We start from the raw sequence: 17848 nt of genomic DNA on the forward strand, positions 1-17848 counted from the left end.
GTCGTATGGCATTAAACAAGCTGGACAGCGGAAATAACCATGATATGAATATCGTGGAATTGCTGCGTGTAAAAACAGAGGAAGCAGATATGGACGCTTATCTGAAAACATCTTTTGGTGGATATACCAAGCAGTCCGTTCTGGAATATCTCTCTATACTCAGAAAGAATCAGCAGATCATGTCGGAAACCTTTTACAAGAATCAGCAAACCCTCTATGAGGAAAAGGAAAAAGTCAGAAAAAATAATGAATCTCTGCAGATAAAACTGGATAAGCTTGACACGGAATACCAGAATCTTTGCGAAGCAATGATGACCTTTAAGCTTGAAAATAAAGAGTTTACAGTTCAGGATATCATTGCCCTGAAGAATCATATTGCGGCGCTGGAAGAGGAACTGAAAAGAAGCAGAGATACGAAGGCGAATCTGGAAAAGAAGATCGATTTCATGGATCAGGCAAATCATGATTTAATGATCAAACTGGAGCAGTCCAATCTGGAGACGGAAGCGCAAAAGGAAATGCTTATCGCCGAAAAGATGGAATCCAAAAAACTCAGAGATATGGTTTCGGATTTATCCAGCCGCCTTGAAACTGAAAGAGATGAAATTAAATATTGGAAAGCGCTTCAGACGGAAGGGCAGGTGGCACAACTCACTGCAAAGGTAAATGAGCTTACAGAGCAGCTTTCCGTACAGACGGACCTTATTGCAAAACAGAATACAGATCGTATGATGAGAGAACAGGCCATGGAATCCTTAACAGCTGAGGTTGCTGCGTTAAAGTCTACGATACGGGCTTTGACGGAGTCCTTGGAAAACATCAATATTCAAAATGATAAGCTGATCCAGTCCAATAAGACCCTTACGATTCAAATGGAAGAGGAATACAAAAAAACGATGAATCTGATTCAGGAAAAGTCGGATATCACCATAGATAAACTCATCGCCTTGAAAAAGCTGAGTGAGGCGGAGTCTAAAATCTCTATGCTGGAGGTGCAGCTGAATAAAGGAAAGAAGATGGAGGAAATCAATAGTATAAAATAAGATCGTTATTAACACTCGATGCTGGTTGAATATCACATTTTACAATAATAGTAAAAAAGGGGACAACACAATTGCACCGGGTAATATTGACGAAGTAGAAATAGTGTGATTTCGCATCTGCTATCCTGCGCCTGTGTGACAGGCTTGGACCATCTCGCTGAAAACTTCAACTGAAAGGAATTCTTTCGTTTATCCCCCTTATTTAGTGCATAAAAAAACAGGGACCACATTGGCCCTGTTTTTTTAAGAAGTCAGGTCATAAAAGATGTAATGCTAACGAAATTAAATATGCAAATCCTTTTTTGAAAATACCGCAATCGCTGCTGAAAATAGCACAATTGCACCGATGAACAGTACAATCATTCCCGCAATCGCACCGGTTTCTCCCGCGATGATTCCCTCTGGGCTAAACAAGGTGAAAAATGTGGCGTATTTCGCGTTTTCCACTTGTTCGCCTGTGTTTGAAAGCATCTGGATAATATACGCTAATGCCGGGATGCCCGCACCAAAGCCTACGCTGTATTTTGCATCGCTAAACAGGCATGAGCAGAAAAAGCAAATCCCGCCTATGAACAGATGCAAACATAAAAGTCCTAAGTTCAATAAAAGCAGTTTCCAGATATAAAGTTCTTCCGAGAAGCTTGCTTTTGAAACCGCAAGCTCAATCAAAGTCACATAAAGCACAAGTACGAAAATTCCTGTAACTAGCACTGTGATCTGCGTAAATGCCACAGCACGGCGTTTTACGGGTGCGGCAAGAAGATAGGTTATGGAGCCTCTGTCCACATATTTCGCAATCAGCTTGTTTCCATAAAGAATGGCAAAAACCATAGGAAATACAATCAGAATAAATCCATATAAATATGACGACATAAACCCGAGAAGGGTTGTCGCACCGGCAGTCATGCCCACAGCAGCCATGAATTCCGGCATTATTTTCACATATTCGTCCAGAAGAGCCATTTTTTCCGGATCAAACATGGAAATAATCATCGAGACATACAATGTTAATACAGCGGCAAAAATCAAAAGCATTTTCCAGCTTCCTTTGACTCCCTGCTTATATAATGTAAAATTAAACATTATTGCGCACCTCCGTAATATTGCATGAAGATTTCCTCAAGACTTTGAGTCGGAGCAGAGAGATTCGCCACGGGATAACGGTTCATCACGGCAATCAGCTCCTGGATATTATTCCGTACTGTTACAACTACTCGGTGATTCGTCAACACCTCTGTTTGTAAATTCTCTTTATTAGCAAAATTTTTGGCTGCTTGAGAATTTTCAAAAGTGATAACGTATTTCTTAACCTGTGCTGCTTTCAGCGCATCTACAGAATCTACCGCAGCCAGCTTGCCGTCTCGGATGATGCCGACCCGATGGCAGGTGCGCTCAACCTCCTCAAACATATGGCTGGACATGAGAATCGTTTTGCCGCGTGTTTTTTCTTCTATGACCAGCTCAATAAAGCGGTTCTGCATTAGCGGATCAAGCCCGCTGGTCGGTTCATCAAGAATCAACACATCGGGATCATGCATAAAAGCCACTACAATGCCGGCCTTCTGTTTCATACCCTTACTCATTTTTTTCAGTTTACCACGAGGATCAAATTCGAAACGATCGAGCAATTCTTTTTTACGATTATGAAACTTAATATCGCGGTATTTTTCCACAAATTCCAAAAAGTCTGTTCCTGTCATGTCGTCGAAGAAATTGATTTCACCGGGGATATAACCGAGCTTTTTCTGGATTGCCGCGCTGTGGCGCCAGCAGTCCAGTCCGCCGATGGAACAGGTTCCCGATTTCGGTTGAAGAAAGCCCATCAGATGCCGGATCGTGGTGGTCTTGCCTGCGCCGTTCGGCCCCAAAAATCCAAACACCTCTCCATTTTCCACCGAGAAGGAAAGATCAAACACACCGCGTCCATCCCCGTAATCCCTTGTAAGATTTTGAATTTCAATTACACTCATAAATACTCTCCTTGAAATACACTTTAAGGATTTTCAGATAGCGGCCTATTTCCGCTATTATTTCCTCGTTCTATTCTTCCCATAAAAATCAATTTAGTCTCATTTTTCCGTTCGAATCCCACCATACTTATAAAATAAAAAGATATCCATCCGTTTGGATGGATATCCTTGTATTAAGAGGTTAGGTAAGAAAAGATGCCACTTGGGCGTGAGCAGTAAAATATGCTATAACTGAGCATGTATGGCAATTCATAAGGCTACCCCAATATTTCCACGTATCCGTCTGTACCATTCAGGCGCAGCCTCTGCCCGTCTTTGATCAGCTTCGTCGCGTTTTCCACGCCGACGACCGCCGGAAGACCGTATTCACGGGTAATCACCGCGCCATGCGACATTTCGCCGCCCACCTCGGTGACAAGCCCCGCAATGGTAACAAAAACCGGCGTCCAGCTTGGATCGGTAAAGGGGGTCACAAGAATGTCGCCTGTTTCAACATGGGCGTCCTCTAATCTGGAAACCACCCTCGCACGGCCCTCGACGACACCAGGTGACACGGGAACACCAATAAGCGCGTCTTCAGGGGTGCTACTGGCGTTATATTCTCCGGAGGGGACTTCTCCGTCCGACAAAATGATACGCGGCGGCGTCAGCTTTTCATAACGGGCGTATTCATTTTTGCGGTTCTCAATCAGAGTTTGATCCGCCCGGCCTGTTCTGACCGCTTCGCGGAACTCGTCAAAATAAAGATAGAATACATCGTTTACGTTATTGATAACGCCTGCGGCCGCGAGCTTTTCTGCTTCCTTCAAAAGCGCCCGTTTGTAGATCGCGAATCTGCTGACCCAGAAATATTTCGGGTACTCCCTTGCACCGACGAAGTTGCGGAATACACTGATCCTCTTCTTTGCTTTCTTCGCTTTTTTGGCGCCGCCGGGAAGCTTTTGAAGGCATCTGATGATCTCGTCTTCTTTTACCTTGGCTTCGTGTTTTCCCTGTTCAAACTTCACGATATGCTCTCCGGGATTTAAAAGCTTAACGTCGCTCAGAATGACTGGGATGAGCTGCGTCGGCTTTTCGTCGAAGCGGGGTTTGGTAATGTCAATTTCCGCCGGACAGCGCATTCCGTATTTCTGAAGGAAATCCCTAATGACGGCTTCTGTCTCCGCACCACCTTGAAGCTTTAAAAGGCCATCGAAAAAGCTCTCGTCATCCGCATGAGCGAAGTATTCGCGTACCTCAGGGTACTTGCGAACGACATCGGCAACACCGCAGATAGCAAGCCCCATCTCGGAGGTGACATTGTGCTCCACTGATTTTGACAGCGAGTTTGTAATATTCTTCTCTCCCAGCCATTTTTCAGTATTTCTGTTGATCCAGCCTGACACGTACTGGCAGGCAAGCACCGCTCCGAAGCCTGTAGCGTCAAACAGCCTTGCCTGCAGCTCTTTTTTATCTTCAAGAATAAAATCAAATACCTCGTCCCCCGAAAGATTCCGGAGGCTTTGTTCAAGCTTCTGGAGTGAATTCTCGTTCAGTCTGATCATTTCGTCAAGAATGGTAGGGTCATTCTTTCTGTACATCCTGAATGCTTCTTTTATCCACGGGAGAAGGTTGGCTCCCTTTAACAGGTTGCCTTTCCCCTTCGGAAGGCCCTTAATGTAGTCGTTATTTTCCATGACCTTTCTAACGGCACTCGCCATCAACGGGTCCATGTTGTCGACTTTTTGCTTTACCATCCGTCTGCCCTGCGGTGTAGTCAGGTCGAAGGTGATATCCACATATATCCGCCCGCCGGCCCGGTCTACGGGAAAAAGCGATGCGAATTCGAAAAACGATATGCCGAGAGGCAAGATGGGATCGGTCATTACCTGCATATGGCCCACCGACATGTAGACGCGTTTTACATTGTCACGGCTTTCAGGGGCTGGAAAGAGTGTCGTGATGGGGCGGCTTTGAACAATGTAAAACTCGCCGGCAGCAAGACACCATTCGATATCCTGCGGACATCTGAAATGGTCCTCGATTTTCCTTCCAATGCCGGCAAGGCGAAGGATCTGCGTCTCAGTAAGTGCCTGATTTTTCTGCCTGCCTTCTTCAATTTTCATTTCATGGGTACCTCCGCCTTCGGCGGCCCTGACTTCAAGCGTCTGTATGCCGGTTCTTTTAGAGACGATTACCCCGTCCTGGACTTTATAGGTGTCGGGATTCACAAGGCCGGACACCAATGCCTCGCCTAGTCCGAATCCGGCGTCAATCGACATGGTCTTTCTATCGGAGGTTAGGGGGTCGGAGGTAAACAAAATACCTGACACTTCCGACATCACCATTTTCTGTATCACAACGGACAGCAGTACCTTTCGGTGATCGAAGCCATTCTGAATGCGATAGATCATGGCACGGTCGGTAAATAGAGAAGCCCAGCATTTAATTACATGCTTCAGTATTTCTTCCTGGCCTCTGATATTCAAATACGTATCCTGCTGACCGGCAAAGGAGGCGCCGGGCAGATCCTCAGCGGTAGCGCTTGAACGCACGGCAAAGGCCTGCTGCCTATCAAATGGTGACAACGCTTCAATGATGGCATTTTCAACCTCTTTTGGCATGCTTGAGTTTTCAATTACCGAACGAATGCTTCCGCTGATTTCCGAAATCAGGTCTTTTTCATCAGATTTTACTCCGACAAGTTTTTCGAGCAATTCTTTCAGCTGTGCATTGTTCTCCGTGAATTTTCTGTATGCGTCGGTTGTAATGCAAAAGCCTTCGGGAACCCGAATTCCGTCAATTCCGGCCAGCTCCCCGAGGTTTGCGCCTTTGCCGCCCACAGCCGAAAGCTTGGTTTTGTCTATTTCAAGGAAGTTTAAAACATATGGTTTCATTAAAATCACCTCTGTAAAGTTTTGAAATATGTGCCTTATGATTTCATAATATACCTGCCAAAGTCATGTTGTCAATATGTTTTGAAATATATATTGCAATATTACAAAACTATGGTATGATAGTTCTAAGGTGATAATTATGAACGGTTACGAAAAAAGAACGAAAGCAAAGAAGGAAGCAATCATCAATGCCGCCAGGGAGCTTTTTACCGAGCGCGGCGTTACGGAAGTCGGAGTCGGTGAAATCGCGAAAAAAGCACATGTTTCACAGGTATCGATCTATAACTACTTCGGAGATAAGAACACCCTAGCCAAAGAGGTGTTGATTGACATTCTTGATAAAGTGATTCAAGAATATGAAGAAATTCTGAACAGAGAAATCCCTTTTCCGGAAAAAATTAAGATAGTCATGGCAAAAAAGCATGACGCGGTGATTGAGGCAAGCCGTTCTCATTTCAGCGAGTATGCATGGTCAGATAAAGCTTTTCAGCATGTATACTGGGAAGCGGCAACGATAAAATCGATTCATATCTATTCACAATTTATCGATCTTGGGAAAAAAGAAGGAGCGATTGACGAGCATATTCCGAATGACGCGATATTAAAATATCTTTACGCGTCGATATCCATCATGCAGGAGCCCGACTATCTGAAAACCAGCGACGAATATAAACTGGGGATCTTCCGGTTATTTTTGTACGGCTTATTGGGAAAAGAGGACTGATTTACTCATCATCCGTCTTGAGGTTTCCAGCGGAGAGGCGGCCGCCCTTGCGGGTTCGAATCCCACCACAGTTACAAAAAAACAAAAAGATAGAGGCGGGCCCCTATCTTCTTGTTTTTGGCGGAGAAGGTGGGATTCGAACCCACGTGGGATTGCTCCCAAACTGATTTCGAGTTATTTGAGGGCAAGTTCCGATGAGATTATCAAGGTGACTTTGAGACACCTTGAAATCCAGCAAACCCGCATGAATCAAGGCTTTTCGGGCGAAAACCATGAAGTTGCCACGCTTCGGCTCAACCCCCGAATTTTACGGTTTTCAGAGCAAAGTGTAGAAAAAGCGTAGAAAAACAACCAGCGAAATAACCTTAAGATACTTTAGTTTCCTGGCATTTATAAAAACATAAACCACAGCGAACCCTACCATTGACATTGATTAAAACTGAATAACGCAAAACAGACAGAGCTGATATCTGTCTGCACCATCAATGCATTGGAGGGATGGACATGGCAACTGACTACTCTCACCTTCTGGCTGAATACCCGGAAAAGATATGTCACGACCAATTTTACAGAATTTGCAGAATAAGCAAACGAAAAGCCACATGGCTTTTAGAGAACGGGTATATCCCCTGCGAGGATACAGGGAAAAAGACCCGTAGGTTCAAAATCCGGATAACGGATGTGGTAGAATACCTTACCCGCTTAGAAGATTCTCCGGAGTCCCTGCTGACACCTCCCGGAATTTTTTCAAGCGGAATAAAATATAGACCCAAGCGTCGGGCAGAGGTTCAAATAGATGCGGGTAAATTCATGGAGATGCTAAAGAAAAAGTGGAGCAGCTTTCCGGATGCCCTTACCGTGGGCGATGTCATAAAAATGACGGGCTACAGCCAAACCGCAGTATCACAATGGATATCCAAAGAGAAATTATTCGGAGTGTGGTACTACAACAAATACTTGATACCAAAGGACTGCCTGATAGAATACATGGCAACCAAAGCTCACCGCATCACTCAGAAATCAAAGAAGCATATGGACTTGATACAACAGTACCAAGTTGGACAGACACCGACTGAATGTCGAAAAACCTCATAATCAATTATCCAGTTAAAGAGCCGGAGAATCGGAGTGCAGAATGCGCTTCAATTCCCCGGCTTTTTTTGTTTTTCAGAAGGGAGGAAATCATGTTAGTGCATTACAAGAAAAATAAAAAACCAGCTTGTTATGATTCGGATTCCATCATAACAACAGGCAGAATACCGCCTGACGAGCGGCCCCACGGCCCGTTCAAGAGCTGTGGCAACTGCCCATATCCCTCGCATGGATTTATCTGTTACGGCTCCGAGGGTGACTGCCTAAGAACAGATATGCAGAGGATTCACAGTAGAAATAAGCAGAAAAAGGAGGAACTCACATGAGACATCAGCAAGAATTTCTGAAATTTATAAAAGAACAGTATCCGCCCGGCACCCGCATTCGGTTAACAGAAATGCAAGACCCCTATGCGCCTGTGCCGTCAGGTATGGAGGGAACAATTAACTTTATTGACGATGCAGGCCAGTTCCACATGAAATGGGATAACGGCCGATCCCTCGCTCTCATCCCAGGCGTAGATAAATTTTCGGTTATCCCACAGCCCCTCCAAACGCTAAAGCTGTATATGCCTCTGGCTGTGATGCAGTATGAACGCGATGAATGGGGCTCTTTGGAGGAATACCCCTCGGAACTCGACCAGGGAACGATACTTTCCTATCACGACCGAATCCTTGCCGCCATCCTCAAGGAGCGGATGCCGGAGGAAACGGAACGAGGACTCATGGAATATTATCACGGGGATGACAGCGTAAGTCAGAAAGTGAAGTCCCTCTTTTTCACAGTGGAGCAAGTTGGGAACAAGCTGATGGGTGTGGCTGAATGCCGGGTACAAGGGGATTTGAATGATGCGGAGCTGGAGCAGCTCAAAGATTATGCTTCTGGTCAGGCATCAGATGGTTTCGGTGAGGGCTTCGAGCAGCATCCGATTAAGATTGGCAGCGATGAACTATATGTCAGCCTTTGGACGGCGTCAAGGGACTGGAGCATAACGACAAAGGATGAATTAGAGGCTATGAGCCAGCAAATGGGAGGAATGCATCTTGGATAAACAATCAAGGAATAGGCTTCCCGAACAGTGCCTGTTCATGAATGCGAATGGCGAAATTATGCGCATTGAATATGGGAAGCCAGGATTCAGCCGCTCCGAACTCAACACGGAGAATAGAAAGGCAAACCAGGTAATTGTCAACAGCTACAATGAGAAGCACGGCATTACAGCCGAACAGGTCGATACCATGCATCAAGGGGCGCTGTTTGGCTGGAATGTTCCCCAGCTTTCCCAACAAGAGCATTCCGGCATGGAAGGCGGCCGTATTTTTGAAGTGGAAATTAGCCGCCCCGGTTCATTTGGTGCGGAGACTTCCTCCACTCTCAAGCTCCCTGCTACACCATACCAAATATTGGATGCGCTGGACAAGGCCCGCATCACCGATAAACGTGTCATCTATTCTACGAAAATCATAGGCTGCGAGCTGGACTATCTGCCTCAGTTTATCGGCACGAATGCGAACCTATATGAGCTGAATCATCTGACCGAGCGTTTGTCCTCATTAAACGAATGGGAGCTGGACTGCTTCGAGGGGATGGTCATGATGGATACCATCCGGACCCAATACTCCCCCATCGCAATAGACCGCCTCATCAACATGACCCACAGCATGAAGGACTGCCATGTCGTCTATGAAGCCCATAACGACAGCACCCTCGGTAAATTTTATGCGGATAACGACTTTGTGCCGGAACTCGAAAATGTGCCGGATGAAATTTACGAATGCCTGGACTTCGGTAAAATTGGCAAAGAGATGCGTGAGGGCGAGGGTGGCGTATTCACTCCACATGGCTATGTGGTCCAAAATGGCGAGATTTCGCAGACCTACCATAGCGGTGATGCCGTCCCCTTGGAAAAACCGGATTATACCGTGCTTCTCCGTATCACCAAAGGGTATTTTAACGATCCGCAATATGATAACAATCTGGTTGCTTTCCTGAAGCTCCCCGCGGATGATGAGATGCTCTCTCAAGCCGTTGAAGCGGTGAAAGCAGCATCACCGGAGGAATGTGTATTCTCCGCTGCGGACTGCATGATACCCTCCCTTACTGAAAAAATCGAAGATTCCCTATATGAATCGGAGGGCGACAGATACGGCTTGGTCAATGAATTGGCACAGCAGCTCCGCCACATCAAAGAGGAAAATGGTGTCCTGACCTACAAAGCGATGCTGGAAACAACCCCTGCGGATATTTCGTTAGAGGATGCGCTTGATCTTGCTTTTCTGACGGGGGAATTTGAGATTCTGTCCGAAACTGCTTCTCCCGCCGATTACGCTGAAAAGGAAGTTCAGAGGATGATGTCATTTGAAAGCGACGATGGCTTGGAGCAATTCTGCAACTTGGAAGGATACGGGCGGTATCTCATGGAGAAATACGGCATTGCCGAAACCCCTTATGGACTGCTTGAACAACAAAATGGTCGGACGGTGGAGCAATGCCTTAACCGTCCAAGCCAGAGCCACGGCATGGAAATGAAATAGCAGAATCTTTGTCTGCATTTGGTATAGCTATTTTCATAAATCTGTGGCATGGTGTTGTGCTTGAAGGAGGTGAGCGGAATGGAGCAATGGAAAGACTCCCTGCAAACTGCTCTGGATGATCGGCTCAATGCGGCATTTGCAGAGCTGGCGGAATCCAACGCCGATGTCCGAGATGCTATGAAACAGCAACTGGAGGCATCAATACTGTTAAAGGATCATCCCAAATACGATGATGAGCTGAAACAGATCGCAGACTCATACTTTGAAGCCATGCAGCTTTTATTAGGCGAATACAGTCAGCATATGTACATCCAGGGCGCCAAGGACTGTGTGACAGTTTTAAGGGAGCTTGGCGTAATCAAGTAGCACAGGCAATGATGTCTGTGCTTTTTTAGACCCCCAATATAGAAACAAGGCCGTTTCCCCGACAGGAGGCGGCCCTGTTTTTTTATGCCCTTTTTGCCTTGACTTCCTTTCCGGGGAAACAACCGGAAAGGAGGCAATGATGCTCAAGGAGCAGCTTGCGGAGTATCTGCATCGTTATCATCACGGCGCCGAAAATGCCGTCACAAGCAAAATGATGGAATACGCATTCCACGTTTCAGGTAAGGAACTGCGTGACCTTGTCAATGCCCTGCGCCGTGAGGGTATCCCCATTGCCAGTGATCAAAGCGGCTATTTCTACGCAAAGACCGAGGCTGAAGTGCGCCTGACCATCCGGCACATGAAAAGCCGTATCAGCGGAATCAGCGCCGCCATCACCGGACTCAAGCGTTCCCTCACGGCGTTTGACGATACGCAGATACGCCTGCCGCTGGAGGGAGGTGATGACTCCTGAACAGCTTTATGTCTTGGATCGGTGGCAAGAAATCCCTGCGTGAGCTGATCGTCACCCTTTTTCCCCTCTACTATGAAAGATACATCGAGGTATTCGGCGGGGGCGGCTGGATTCTTTTTCATAAGTTCCCCGGCAATGACTTTGAGGTGTACAACGATTTTAATGGGTTATTGGTCAATCTTTACCGCTGTGTGCGGGATAAGCCAGAGGAACTCATGGACGCACTGCGTTATGTTCTCAATGCCCGTGCAGATTTTGACCATGTCAAAAATACCCTTGCCCGTGACAGCCCTGCCTCGGATGTGCAGAAAGCCGCTTGGTTTTATCAGCTCATCCGCTACAGCTACGCATCGGGGCTGACGAGCTACGGCAGCCAGCCACATGATATTCGGTCCAATTTTCCGCTGATTGAGCAGGCCCACAGGCGGCTTGCCAAAGTGGTCGTTGAAAACAAGGACTTTGAGAAGCTGATTGGGCAGTATGACCGCCCCGTTAGTTTCTTCTACTGTGACCCGCCGTACTTTGAAACAGAGAACTACTACAAAAACGTAGGCGAGGATGGCTTTACAGAAAAAGACCATATCCGCCTGCGGGATGCACTGCTGCGGATTGAGGGCAAATTCCTGCTGTCCTACAATGACTGCGAATTTATCCGGGAGCTATATGATACACCGGGCATTCAAATCGACTCCTATACCCGAATCAACAACATCAAGCAAAGGTATGACAATGGGGCGCAGTTCCCTGAAATCCTCATTGCCAACTACGATATGCGAGAACGGACGAGGGAGGCTCCTTCACAGCTCAACTTATTTGATGACGGAGGGATTGAACTCTGACCGGAAGCAGAAAACAAAATTCGCCCCATATCAAGGGGCAAACATTTTAAGGAGGAACAGACCATGAAAAATCATCAGAAGAAAACCGAGCAGACCCTGCAAATCCCTCTTGTTATTCAGCAGCGGTGCGGGTTTACCGATGCCGAAACCCTTGCAGTGATGGCTGCCGATGGTGTATGCGTTATCCACAAGGGTAAGATGACGGCGCTGGAGCTTATCCGTGTTATCACCGCACTCAGTGAACTGGCAAGCGATATGACGATCCATCTCGCCAAAGCCTGCGGCCTCTGCAATAACTGCGGCGATGAAAATCCTGAAGCTGGTACGGAATGCGGCTGTGGCAACAACCCCGCCGAGTGGGTGGCTAACTGCTCCCTCTGCCATGATCTGCTGGACGAGAGCCAGAGCATCCATATTCCCGACTATCTGCTGGAGGAAGCGGGTATTCCCGAGGGTGCCAAGCTGGAAGCCTATACCGATGGGGACAGCGGTGAAATCACGGTGGTGGAGGCGGACATCCAGCAGGACATCAACGATGTGCCTCCCTGCATTCTTTCAATGCTGGCGCAGAGCGGCATCTGCCTTGCGGCATTGGATGAACTGATTATGCAGGAAAGCATCATCTATGGCAAATAACCCGTATTCGCTCTCCAAAACACCGCTTGGGAGGTGAGAATATGCCGGGGATTTCCCTGAAAAACGGCCTCATTTCTTATTACGGAAACCCGGCCGGTTATACAGAAAAAGAAAATGCAGTTGTGGACAACATCTTTCAGAGCAATGAGCTGTCTGCTTGGCTGAAAAGCCGTTCCCTAACACCGCAGTGGACGGATGGCGTGATGGAGCGGCTTCTTGCCGGGGAACGGCTGGGTGGTATCGAAACTGCTGCTCCGCTGAAAAATGTTCGCATCTGGCAGCTCAAGCCCGACGTGGATATCCACATGAAATTTATTTCCTATGAGGAAATGGTGCGGAAGTTCGGAGAACCGTCTCCCGGAAATTACCGTATCGCCTATGACGGCCAGCTTGATACCAATGATCCAGAAACTATCTACGAGCGGTACAGCATACGGCAGCCTCCCGGCTTTTTAGGGAATCCACTCTCCATGTCAGACATCATTGAGCTATACAACGCTGCCGGAAGCGAGTTCTACTATGCGGACCGTAAGGTATTCCGGCAGATCGAATTTGAATCACCCGAACCCATCCAAACCATGGACATGAGTATGTAGGCAGCCTTGGGCTGTCTTTTCTTATGCCCGCCATCAATAGAACGGAGGAAAACCATATGATTTATGTTATCAAAAAAGTAAAGGCTGCGGTTTCTCATAAGCTGACGGCGGCAAAGGACACCGCCGCCAGACTTGCATTCCGCGGCAGGCGCATTCTCTCAGAGAGTGCCGGGGAGGGCTACATCGACACGGCCATTAAAATCCTGCTGGCCGTTGTCATTGGCGCCCTGCTCCTTGCAGGGCTCTACGCACTGTTTGGCGAAACCGTGCTGCCGACTCTGACTCAGCGTATCAAGGAGATGTTCAACTACGCCGGTTAAGAGTACCGGCAATTTTAAGAAGGAGGAAAAACCATGCCTAAGAATACAACACCGGCTGTCCCCAAGTACGATGTGAAAATCCATTCCATCCGCCCGGAGGGAAGCTGCAAGGCCACCGCCTCGGTTAACATCTACAGTGATTTTGCCGTGCGGGGCATCAAGATCATGGACGGCTCCAAGGGGCTGTTTGTCTCCATGCCCAGCTATAAAGCCGGAAACGGTGAGTACAAGGATATCTGCTTCCCTTGCACCAAAGAAGCCAAAGCAGAATTTGACAAGGCGGTCATCGGTGCCTACCAGCAGGCGCTCACCCAAGGGCAGACCGCCGTACAGAAACAGGAATCTCCCGAACCCCAGCAGGAGCAAAGCCAGCCTGTCATGGGTGGGATGTAGGAGGTAGACGATGAAGGAGAAAATGAAAAGACCTCTCAGCATCCTCCTCGTGGTCTGCATGGTTGTTGCCCTGCTTGCGGGCAGCGCCTATGCGGTAAACCGATATTTTGAGGATGCCAAAGGCCATTGGGCGGAGGAAGCCATCCAAATCCTCACGGATAAGGGCGTCATCAGCGGCTATCCCGATGGTCTCGCACATCCCGACGCAATCATTACAAGAGGCGAGTTTGCCGCCCTGATTGCCAGGACTATGGAACTGCCGGAACCGGATGAAAGTGAAGTCACCATTCGCTTTACTGACATTGCCGGACACTGGTCGGAGCAGTATGTAGAGTCGCTCATCATTGCAGGAATTATCCAAAAGGACGATTTCGGGACGAAGTTCCTGCCGAATGATCCAATCACCCGCATGGAGATGATCCGAATGCTGGTGAGGGCTATCGGCAAGGGCGACCATGATGTATCCTGCCCCTGTGTCACCGGGTTTTCCGATGACGATGGACTCGCTGATGGGGATAAAGCCTGTATCTGTACAGGCAAAAAGTACGGCATTGTGACTGGTTACCCGGACGGTACAGTAAAGCCGGAAGGCAAAGCCACCCGTGCGGAAGCCTTTGAAATGCTGGTGGATACGGAGAAAGCAAAGGAACAGATCAAAAAAGAAGAACCTCCGAAGCCGCCCGTAACACCCAAGCCGGAGGATAAGCCTTCCGGTGGCGGCGGTTCTGGCGGTGGTGGTTCCTCTTATGTTCCCGCTCCGCAGTTCAGCTTCACATTGCCCAAAACCGCCTACACCGCCGATGAAATTGAGATTAAGCCGGAAAGTCGCTATGTGAGCGGTGTGACATGGACAATTCTTAAAAACGGACTGCCCGCCGAGCTTCCCGGGCTGACAGAGGGCGAACTGACCGCTGCAGGCGGCAAGGTGAAATTCACGCATACCGGTAGCATCACCCTCATTGCCACGGCAAAAAACAGCCGGGGCGCCACGGTGACCCATGAGCAGACGGTCAGCATCTATCCGGTGGTGACAGCGGCATTCACACTGCCCGAAACCGCCCATACCGATACCGGCGTGCCGGTGGAGCTTTCCACGGAGAATCTCGGTTCCAATTCGGTGCTGTGGTCCCTCCAAAAAGATGGAACCGCCGCCGATATGGAGAAAGCCGTCACCGGAGAGCTGACCGCTGCTGGCGGCACGGTGCTGTTCAAGGATAAGGGCAGCTATACGCTCACGGCCTCCATCACAGACGAGCTGGGCAAGGTTGTCACCGCACAGAGCAGCATTACCGTCTACCCTGTGGCGGAGGTGAATCTCACCCTGCCGGCAGTTACCCATACCGATAAAACCGCCCAGCTAAAAACAGAAACAAAAGAAACGGATGGGCTCACGCTAACCTACACCCTGACCCGCAACGGAGAATCCGCTGACATCGACACATGGATTGAAGGAGATCCCGACCATGGCAGCATCCGATTCAAGGAAAAAGGTGTCTATGCGCTGACCGCTTCCGTTACCGATGCTACCGGCAGAGTGTTTGCCGGTAGCGCAGGCATCACGGTCTACCCGGTGGGCTCGGCGGGATTCTACTTGCCCGAAGTCTTCCATACCGACAAAGCGGTTGTGGTGGAAGCGGTGTTCGGAGAGATCGGCAGCCATACCGCCAAATGGTCCCTGCTGCATGACGGCAAGGAGGTATCCCTCACCAATGCGGCGGAGGGTACGCTGGGCAACAACGGCGGTGAGCTGAAGTTCCGCTCCAAAGGCAGCTATATCCTGAAAGCGGAGTTCACCGATGATGGCGGCAGGAGCTACCGCTATGAGCAGGGCTTCAAGGTTTATCCCGTGCCCAACCTTACCTACGGCCTGCCAAAACACGCCCATACCGACACCGATATCGTGGTCAAAACCGAAGCCAACCATCTGGACGGTCTCGCCGTTGAGTGGCTGGTGGATAACACATTCGGTTTCCAAGATTGGTCGACTTATGTGGACGGAAAGCTCTCGAATGACGGAGGTACCATCCGCTTCAAAAGAGCGGGCATCTATGAGCTGGTAGCGAGAATCACCGATGATACCGGCCGTGTCTTTCTGTACGAAAGCAAGGACAGGTGCGAGGTGCTTCCCGTACTGACTATCGGCTTTGAACTTCCTGCCTTTGCCTACACTGATACCGCCATTGACCTCAGAACTCATGGCAATAATAATGTTCTGCCTGTGGAGTGGTCCGTCAGCAAGGACGGCAAGAGCATTCCGCTCTCCGAGGCGTTTGACGGCAGCCTCACCCCCCAGGGCGGCAAGATTACCTTTAAGGGCGGCGGCGAGTATGTTCTTACCGCAGCCATGACCGACTATCTGAAACGCAGTTATTCCCACAGCGAAAACATCCGCATCCTGCCGGTGGTGCAGTATGCTTTCACCATGCCGCAGACTGTTCACTACAGTACGGAGTTTGAGGTTGCCGCAAGGGATGTTCGGCATATCGGCAGCTATGCTGTGGTCTGGACACTGCAAAAGGATGGCAATACCGCACAGTATCAGGGTACCCTGGGCAATGACGGCGGTAGAATTGCCATCCGTGACATCGGCACTTTTACCCTGACCGCTTCCATCACCGACAGCGCAGGACGTGTAATCTCACATGCGGAGAGTATTACGGTAACCAATACGGCGCCGAATGCTCCTGTGGTAGAGGCCGTTCCAACCCGTACAGCCAAGGATGGAAAGTTTCTCGTCAACATCACCGCCAATGCCACAGATCCCGATGGAGATGCGGTGACCTTGGAGTATGCGGACACTGCGGCTGACGGCTACTATGCGCCGGGTACCCACACCATCCGTGTCAGGGCGAAGGATATTGCCGGGGCTTACTCTACCTGGACCGAGAAAACTTTCACCGTGACCAATGCCGCCCCCACTGTTACCCTGACAGCCGAGCCAACCCGCATTGTCAAGGACGGCAAGTTCCTTGTCAATATCAGTGCGACAGCCGCCGATGCGGACGGCGATGCAACCACGCTGGAATGGGACAACAAGGCGGCTGACAACTACTATGCCGCAGGCACGCACACCATCCGCGTCCGTGCCAAAGATATTGCCGGAGCATATTCTCCTTGGGCATCAAAGACTTTCACCATCACCAGCTCCGCACCGACTGTAACTCTGACCGCAACCCCCACTCGAACAGCGAATAACGGCAAATTCCTTGTCAATATCAGCGCAACAGCCGCTGACTCGGACGGCGATGCCACCACTCTGGAGTGGGACAACAAGGCGGCTGACAACTACTATGCCGTTGGCACGCACACCATCCGTGTTCGTGCCAAAGATGCTACCGGGCTGTATTCGGAGTGGGTGTCCAAAACATTCAGCATCGTAAACTCTGCACCGACTGCGCCGGTCATCAGCCGAACTCCAAACGGCAACAGCGTAGCGCCGGGAACGCCGGTCACCATTAAGGCAACCAGCTCTGACCCCGATGGCGATGCTGTCACCCTTGTCTGGGAGGGCCGAAATGCTGAAACACAGACCTATCCCCGTGGAAAGAACGTGGTCCGCGTCAAAGCGGTGGACTCCGCAGGCGCTGAATCGCCTTGGGCTGCCATCGTTTTCTTTGTGGCGGACTCAAACGGCGGTGGTGGGATGGTCTTAACAGGGCCTGACTCCGTTATCATGGAAAACGGGCTCGAAGGCGCCACCATCACAGAATATACCTTTACGGTGCCTCCTGTAAGTGGTCACAGCGGCTCGGACTTCGGCAGAGTGCGTGGATACAACAGGCTGACCAGCCAGTGGGATCAGCTTGACTACGGTACCACCACCAACGGCATCACTTTCACTCGCAGCCTTGGCGCAGGCGTATACACAAGGCTGGAATTCTATTATTACACCAATCACGACTGCATGTATGTGCGTCCGCAAGGACTCTATAGTATCGCTCGTGTGTGAGCATTAGATTAAAGAGAAATCTAATTGGTCAGCCGACT

The 17848-nt window shown here is 49.2% G+C and carries 17 protein-coding genes; 14 read left to right on the top strand and 3 right to left on the bottom strand.

The window, feature by feature from the left end; translation table 11 throughout:
- The first annotated feature begins 5 nt into the window (after positions 1-5).
- Positions 6-1043, top strand: a complete 1038-nt coding sequence (locus KCX82_RS19395; RefSeq protein WP_227020147.1) for a coiled-coil domain-containing protein — start codon at positions 6-8, stop codon at positions 1041-1043.
- Positions 1044-1325: 282 nt separating this feature from the next.
- Here the strand turns inward: KCX82_RS19395 and KCX82_RS19400 are convergent, their stop codons facing one another.
- From KCX82_RS19400 to rph, 3 genes are all read right to left on the bottom strand, one after another.
- The gene (locus tag KCX82_RS19400) at positions 1326-2126 is read right to left on the bottom strand and encodes an ABC transporter permease (protein ID WP_227020148.1); all 801 of its coding nucleotides are present in this window, start codon (positions 2124-2126) and stop codon (positions 1326-1328) included.
- Positions 2126-3013, bottom strand: a complete 888-nt coding sequence (locus KCX82_RS19405) for an ABC transporter ATP-binding protein (RefSeq protein ID WP_227020149.1) — start codon at positions 3011-3013, stop codon at positions 2126-2128. Before KCX82_RS19405 ends, KCX82_RS19400 begins: the two co-directional genes overlap by 1 nt.
- Before the next feature lie 257 nt (positions 3014-3270).
- Positions 3271-5889, bottom strand: a complete 2619-nt coding sequence (gene rph, locus KCX82_RS19410; RefSeq protein WP_227020150.1) for a rifamycin-inactivating phosphotransferase — start codon at positions 5887-5889, stop codon at positions 3271-3273.
- 139 nt (positions 5890-6028) lie between these two features.
- On the opposite strand from rph, the gene KCX82_RS19415 reads away from it, so the two are divergent.
- The 13 genes from KCX82_RS19415 to KCX82_RS19475 all read left to right on the top strand — a co-directional run bounded on the left by KCX82_RS19415 (position 6029) and on the right by KCX82_RS19475 (position 17810).
- Positions 6029-6613, top strand: coding sequence for a TetR/AcrR family transcriptional regulator (locus tag KCX82_RS19415; protein WP_227020151.1), 585 nt, complete (start codon positions 6029-6031; stop codon positions 6611-6613).
- 504 nt (positions 6614-7117) lie between these two features.
- Positions 7118-7708, top strand: coding sequence for a helix-turn-helix domain-containing protein (locus KCX82_RS19420; protein ID WP_013623327.1), 591 nt, complete (start codon positions 7118-7120; stop codon positions 7706-7708).
- An 89-nt stretch (positions 7709-7797) separates the two neighbouring features.
- Entirely contained in the window at positions 7798-8031 is a 234-nt protein-coding gene (locus tag KCX82_RS19425) for a hypothetical protein (protein WP_013623326.1), read from the top strand.
- The gene (locus KCX82_RS19430; protein ID WP_013623325.1) at positions 8028-8756 is read left to right on the top strand and encodes a DUF4314 domain-containing protein; all 729 of its coding nucleotides are present in this window, start codon (positions 8028-8030) and stop codon (positions 8754-8756) included. The genes KCX82_RS19425 and KCX82_RS19430 overlap by 4 nt, the downstream gene beginning before the upstream one ends.
- Positions 8749-10239: an antirestriction protein ArdA gene (locus KCX82_RS19435; RefSeq protein WP_013623324.1), complete on the top strand. Its 1491-nt coding sequence runs from the start codon at positions 8749-8751 to the stop codon at positions 10237-10239. Before KCX82_RS19430 ends, KCX82_RS19435 begins: the two co-directional genes overlap by 8 nt.
- A 78-nt stretch (positions 10240-10317) precedes the next feature.
- Positions 10318-10605 (top strand): hypothetical protein, encoded by a 288-nt coding sequence (locus KCX82_RS19440; protein ID WP_013623323.1) that lies wholly within the window; start codon positions 10318-10320, stop codon positions 10603-10605.
- A 139-nt stretch (positions 10606-10744) separates the two neighbouring features.
- The gene (locus KCX82_RS19445; RefSeq protein WP_013623322.1) at positions 10745-11077 is read left to right on the top strand and encodes a hypothetical protein; all 333 of its coding nucleotides are present in this window, start codon (positions 10745-10747) and stop codon (positions 11075-11077) included.
- A gap of 8 nt (positions 11078-11085) precedes the next feature.
- Positions 11086-11916: a DNA adenine methylase gene (locus KCX82_RS19450; protein WP_013623321.1), complete on the top strand. Its 831-nt coding sequence runs from the start codon at positions 11086-11088 to the stop codon at positions 11914-11916.
- 63 nt (positions 11917-11979) lie between these two features.
- Complete coding sequence (locus tag KCX82_RS19455; protein ID WP_013623320.1) at positions 11980-12552, top strand: hypothetical protein; 573 nt, start codon at positions 11980-11982, stop codon at positions 12550-12552.
- 41 nt (positions 12553-12593) lie between these two features.
- Positions 12594-13148, top strand: a complete 555-nt coding sequence (locus KCX82_RS19460; protein ID WP_013623319.1) for a YodL domain-containing protein — start codon at positions 12594-12596, stop codon at positions 13146-13148.
- A 23-nt stretch (positions 13149-13171) separates the two neighbouring features.
- A complete protein-coding gene (locus tag KCX82_RS19465) occupies positions 13172-13468 on the top strand; it encodes a DUF6133 family protein (protein WP_227020152.1) in 297 nt (98 codons plus the stop codon).
- A gap of 33 nt (positions 13469-13501) precedes the next feature.
- Positions 13502-13861 carry a SpoVG family protein gene (locus KCX82_RS19470; protein ID WP_013623317.1) on the top strand — a complete coding sequence of 120 codons (360 nt, stop codon included), beginning with the start codon at positions 13502-13504 and terminating at the stop codon, positions 13859-13861.
- 10 nt (positions 13862-13871) lie between these two features.
- Positions 13872-17810 carry an S-layer homology domain-containing protein gene (locus tag KCX82_RS19475; RefSeq protein WP_013623316.1) on the top strand — a complete coding sequence of 1313 codons (3939 nt, stop codon included), beginning with the start codon at positions 13872-13874 and terminating at the stop codon, positions 17808-17810.
- The last annotated feature ends 38 nt before the right edge of the window (positions 17811-17848 follow it).

It is taken from the genome of Sinanaerobacter chloroacetimidivorans (assembly GCF_018128545.1).
GTDB lineage: Bacteria > Bacillota > Clostridia > Peptostreptococcales > Anaerovoracaceae > Sinanaerobacter > Sinanaerobacter chloroacetimidivorans.

Excerpts from the sequence above, each read along its gene's own strand:
- KCX82_RS19395 (WP_227020147.1), top strand. The coding sequence starts at position 6 with ATGGCATTAAACAAGCTGGACAGCGGAAATAACCATGATATGAATATC.
- KCX82_RS19400 (WP_227020148.1), bottom strand. The coding sequence starts at position 2,126 with ATGTTTAATTTTACATTATATAAGCAGGGAGTCAAAGGAAGCTGGAAA.
- KCX82_RS19405 (WP_227020149.1), bottom strand. The coding sequence starts at position 3,013 with ATGAGTGTAATTGAAATTCAAAATCTTACAAGGGATTACGGGGATGGA.
- rph (WP_227020150.1), bottom strand. The coding sequence starts at position 5,889 with ATGAAACCATATGTTTTAAACTTCCTTGAAATAGACAAAACCAAGCTT.
- KCX82_RS19415 (WP_227020151.1), top strand. The coding sequence starts at position 6,029 with ATGAACGGTTACGAAAAAAGAACGAAAGCAAAGAAGGAAGCAATCATC.
- KCX82_RS19420 (WP_013623327.1), top strand. The coding sequence starts at position 7,118 with ATGGCAACTGACTACTCTCACCTTCTGGCTGAATACCCGGAAAAGATA.
- KCX82_RS19425 (WP_013623326.1), top strand. The coding sequence starts at position 7,798 with ATGTTAGTGCATTACAAGAAAAATAAAAAACCAGCTTGTTATGATTCG.
- KCX82_RS19430 (WP_013623325.1), top strand. The coding sequence starts at position 8,028 with ATGAGACATCAGCAAGAATTTCTGAAATTTATAAAAGAACAGTATCCG.
- KCX82_RS19440 (WP_013623323.1), top strand. The coding sequence starts at position 10,318 with ATGGAGCAATGGAAAGACTCCCTGCAAACTGCTCTGGATGATCGGCTC.
- KCX82_RS19445 (WP_013623322.1), top strand. The coding sequence starts at position 10,745 with ATGCTCAAGGAGCAGCTTGCGGAGTATCTGCATCGTTATCATCACGGC.
- KCX82_RS19450 (WP_013623321.1), top strand. The coding sequence starts at position 11,086 with ATGTCTTGGATCGGTGGCAAGAAATCCCTGCGTGAGCTGATCGTCACC.
- KCX82_RS19455 (WP_013623320.1), top strand. The coding sequence starts at position 11,980 with ATGAAAAATCATCAGAAGAAAACCGAGCAGACCCTGCAAATCCCTCTT.
- KCX82_RS19460 (WP_013623319.1), top strand. The coding sequence starts at position 12,594 with ATGCCGGGGATTTCCCTGAAAAACGGCCTCATTTCTTATTACGGAAAC.
- KCX82_RS19465 (WP_227020152.1), top strand. The coding sequence starts at position 13,172 with ATGCCCGCCATCAATAGAACGGAGGAAAACCATATGATTTATGTTATC.
- KCX82_RS19470 (WP_013623317.1), top strand. The coding sequence starts at position 13,502 with ATGCCTAAGAATACAACACCGGCTGTCCCCAAGTACGATGTGAAAATC.
- KCX82_RS19475 (WP_013623316.1), top strand. The coding sequence starts at position 13,872 with ATGAAGGAGAAAATGAAAAGACCTCTCAGCATCCTCCTCGTGGTCTGC.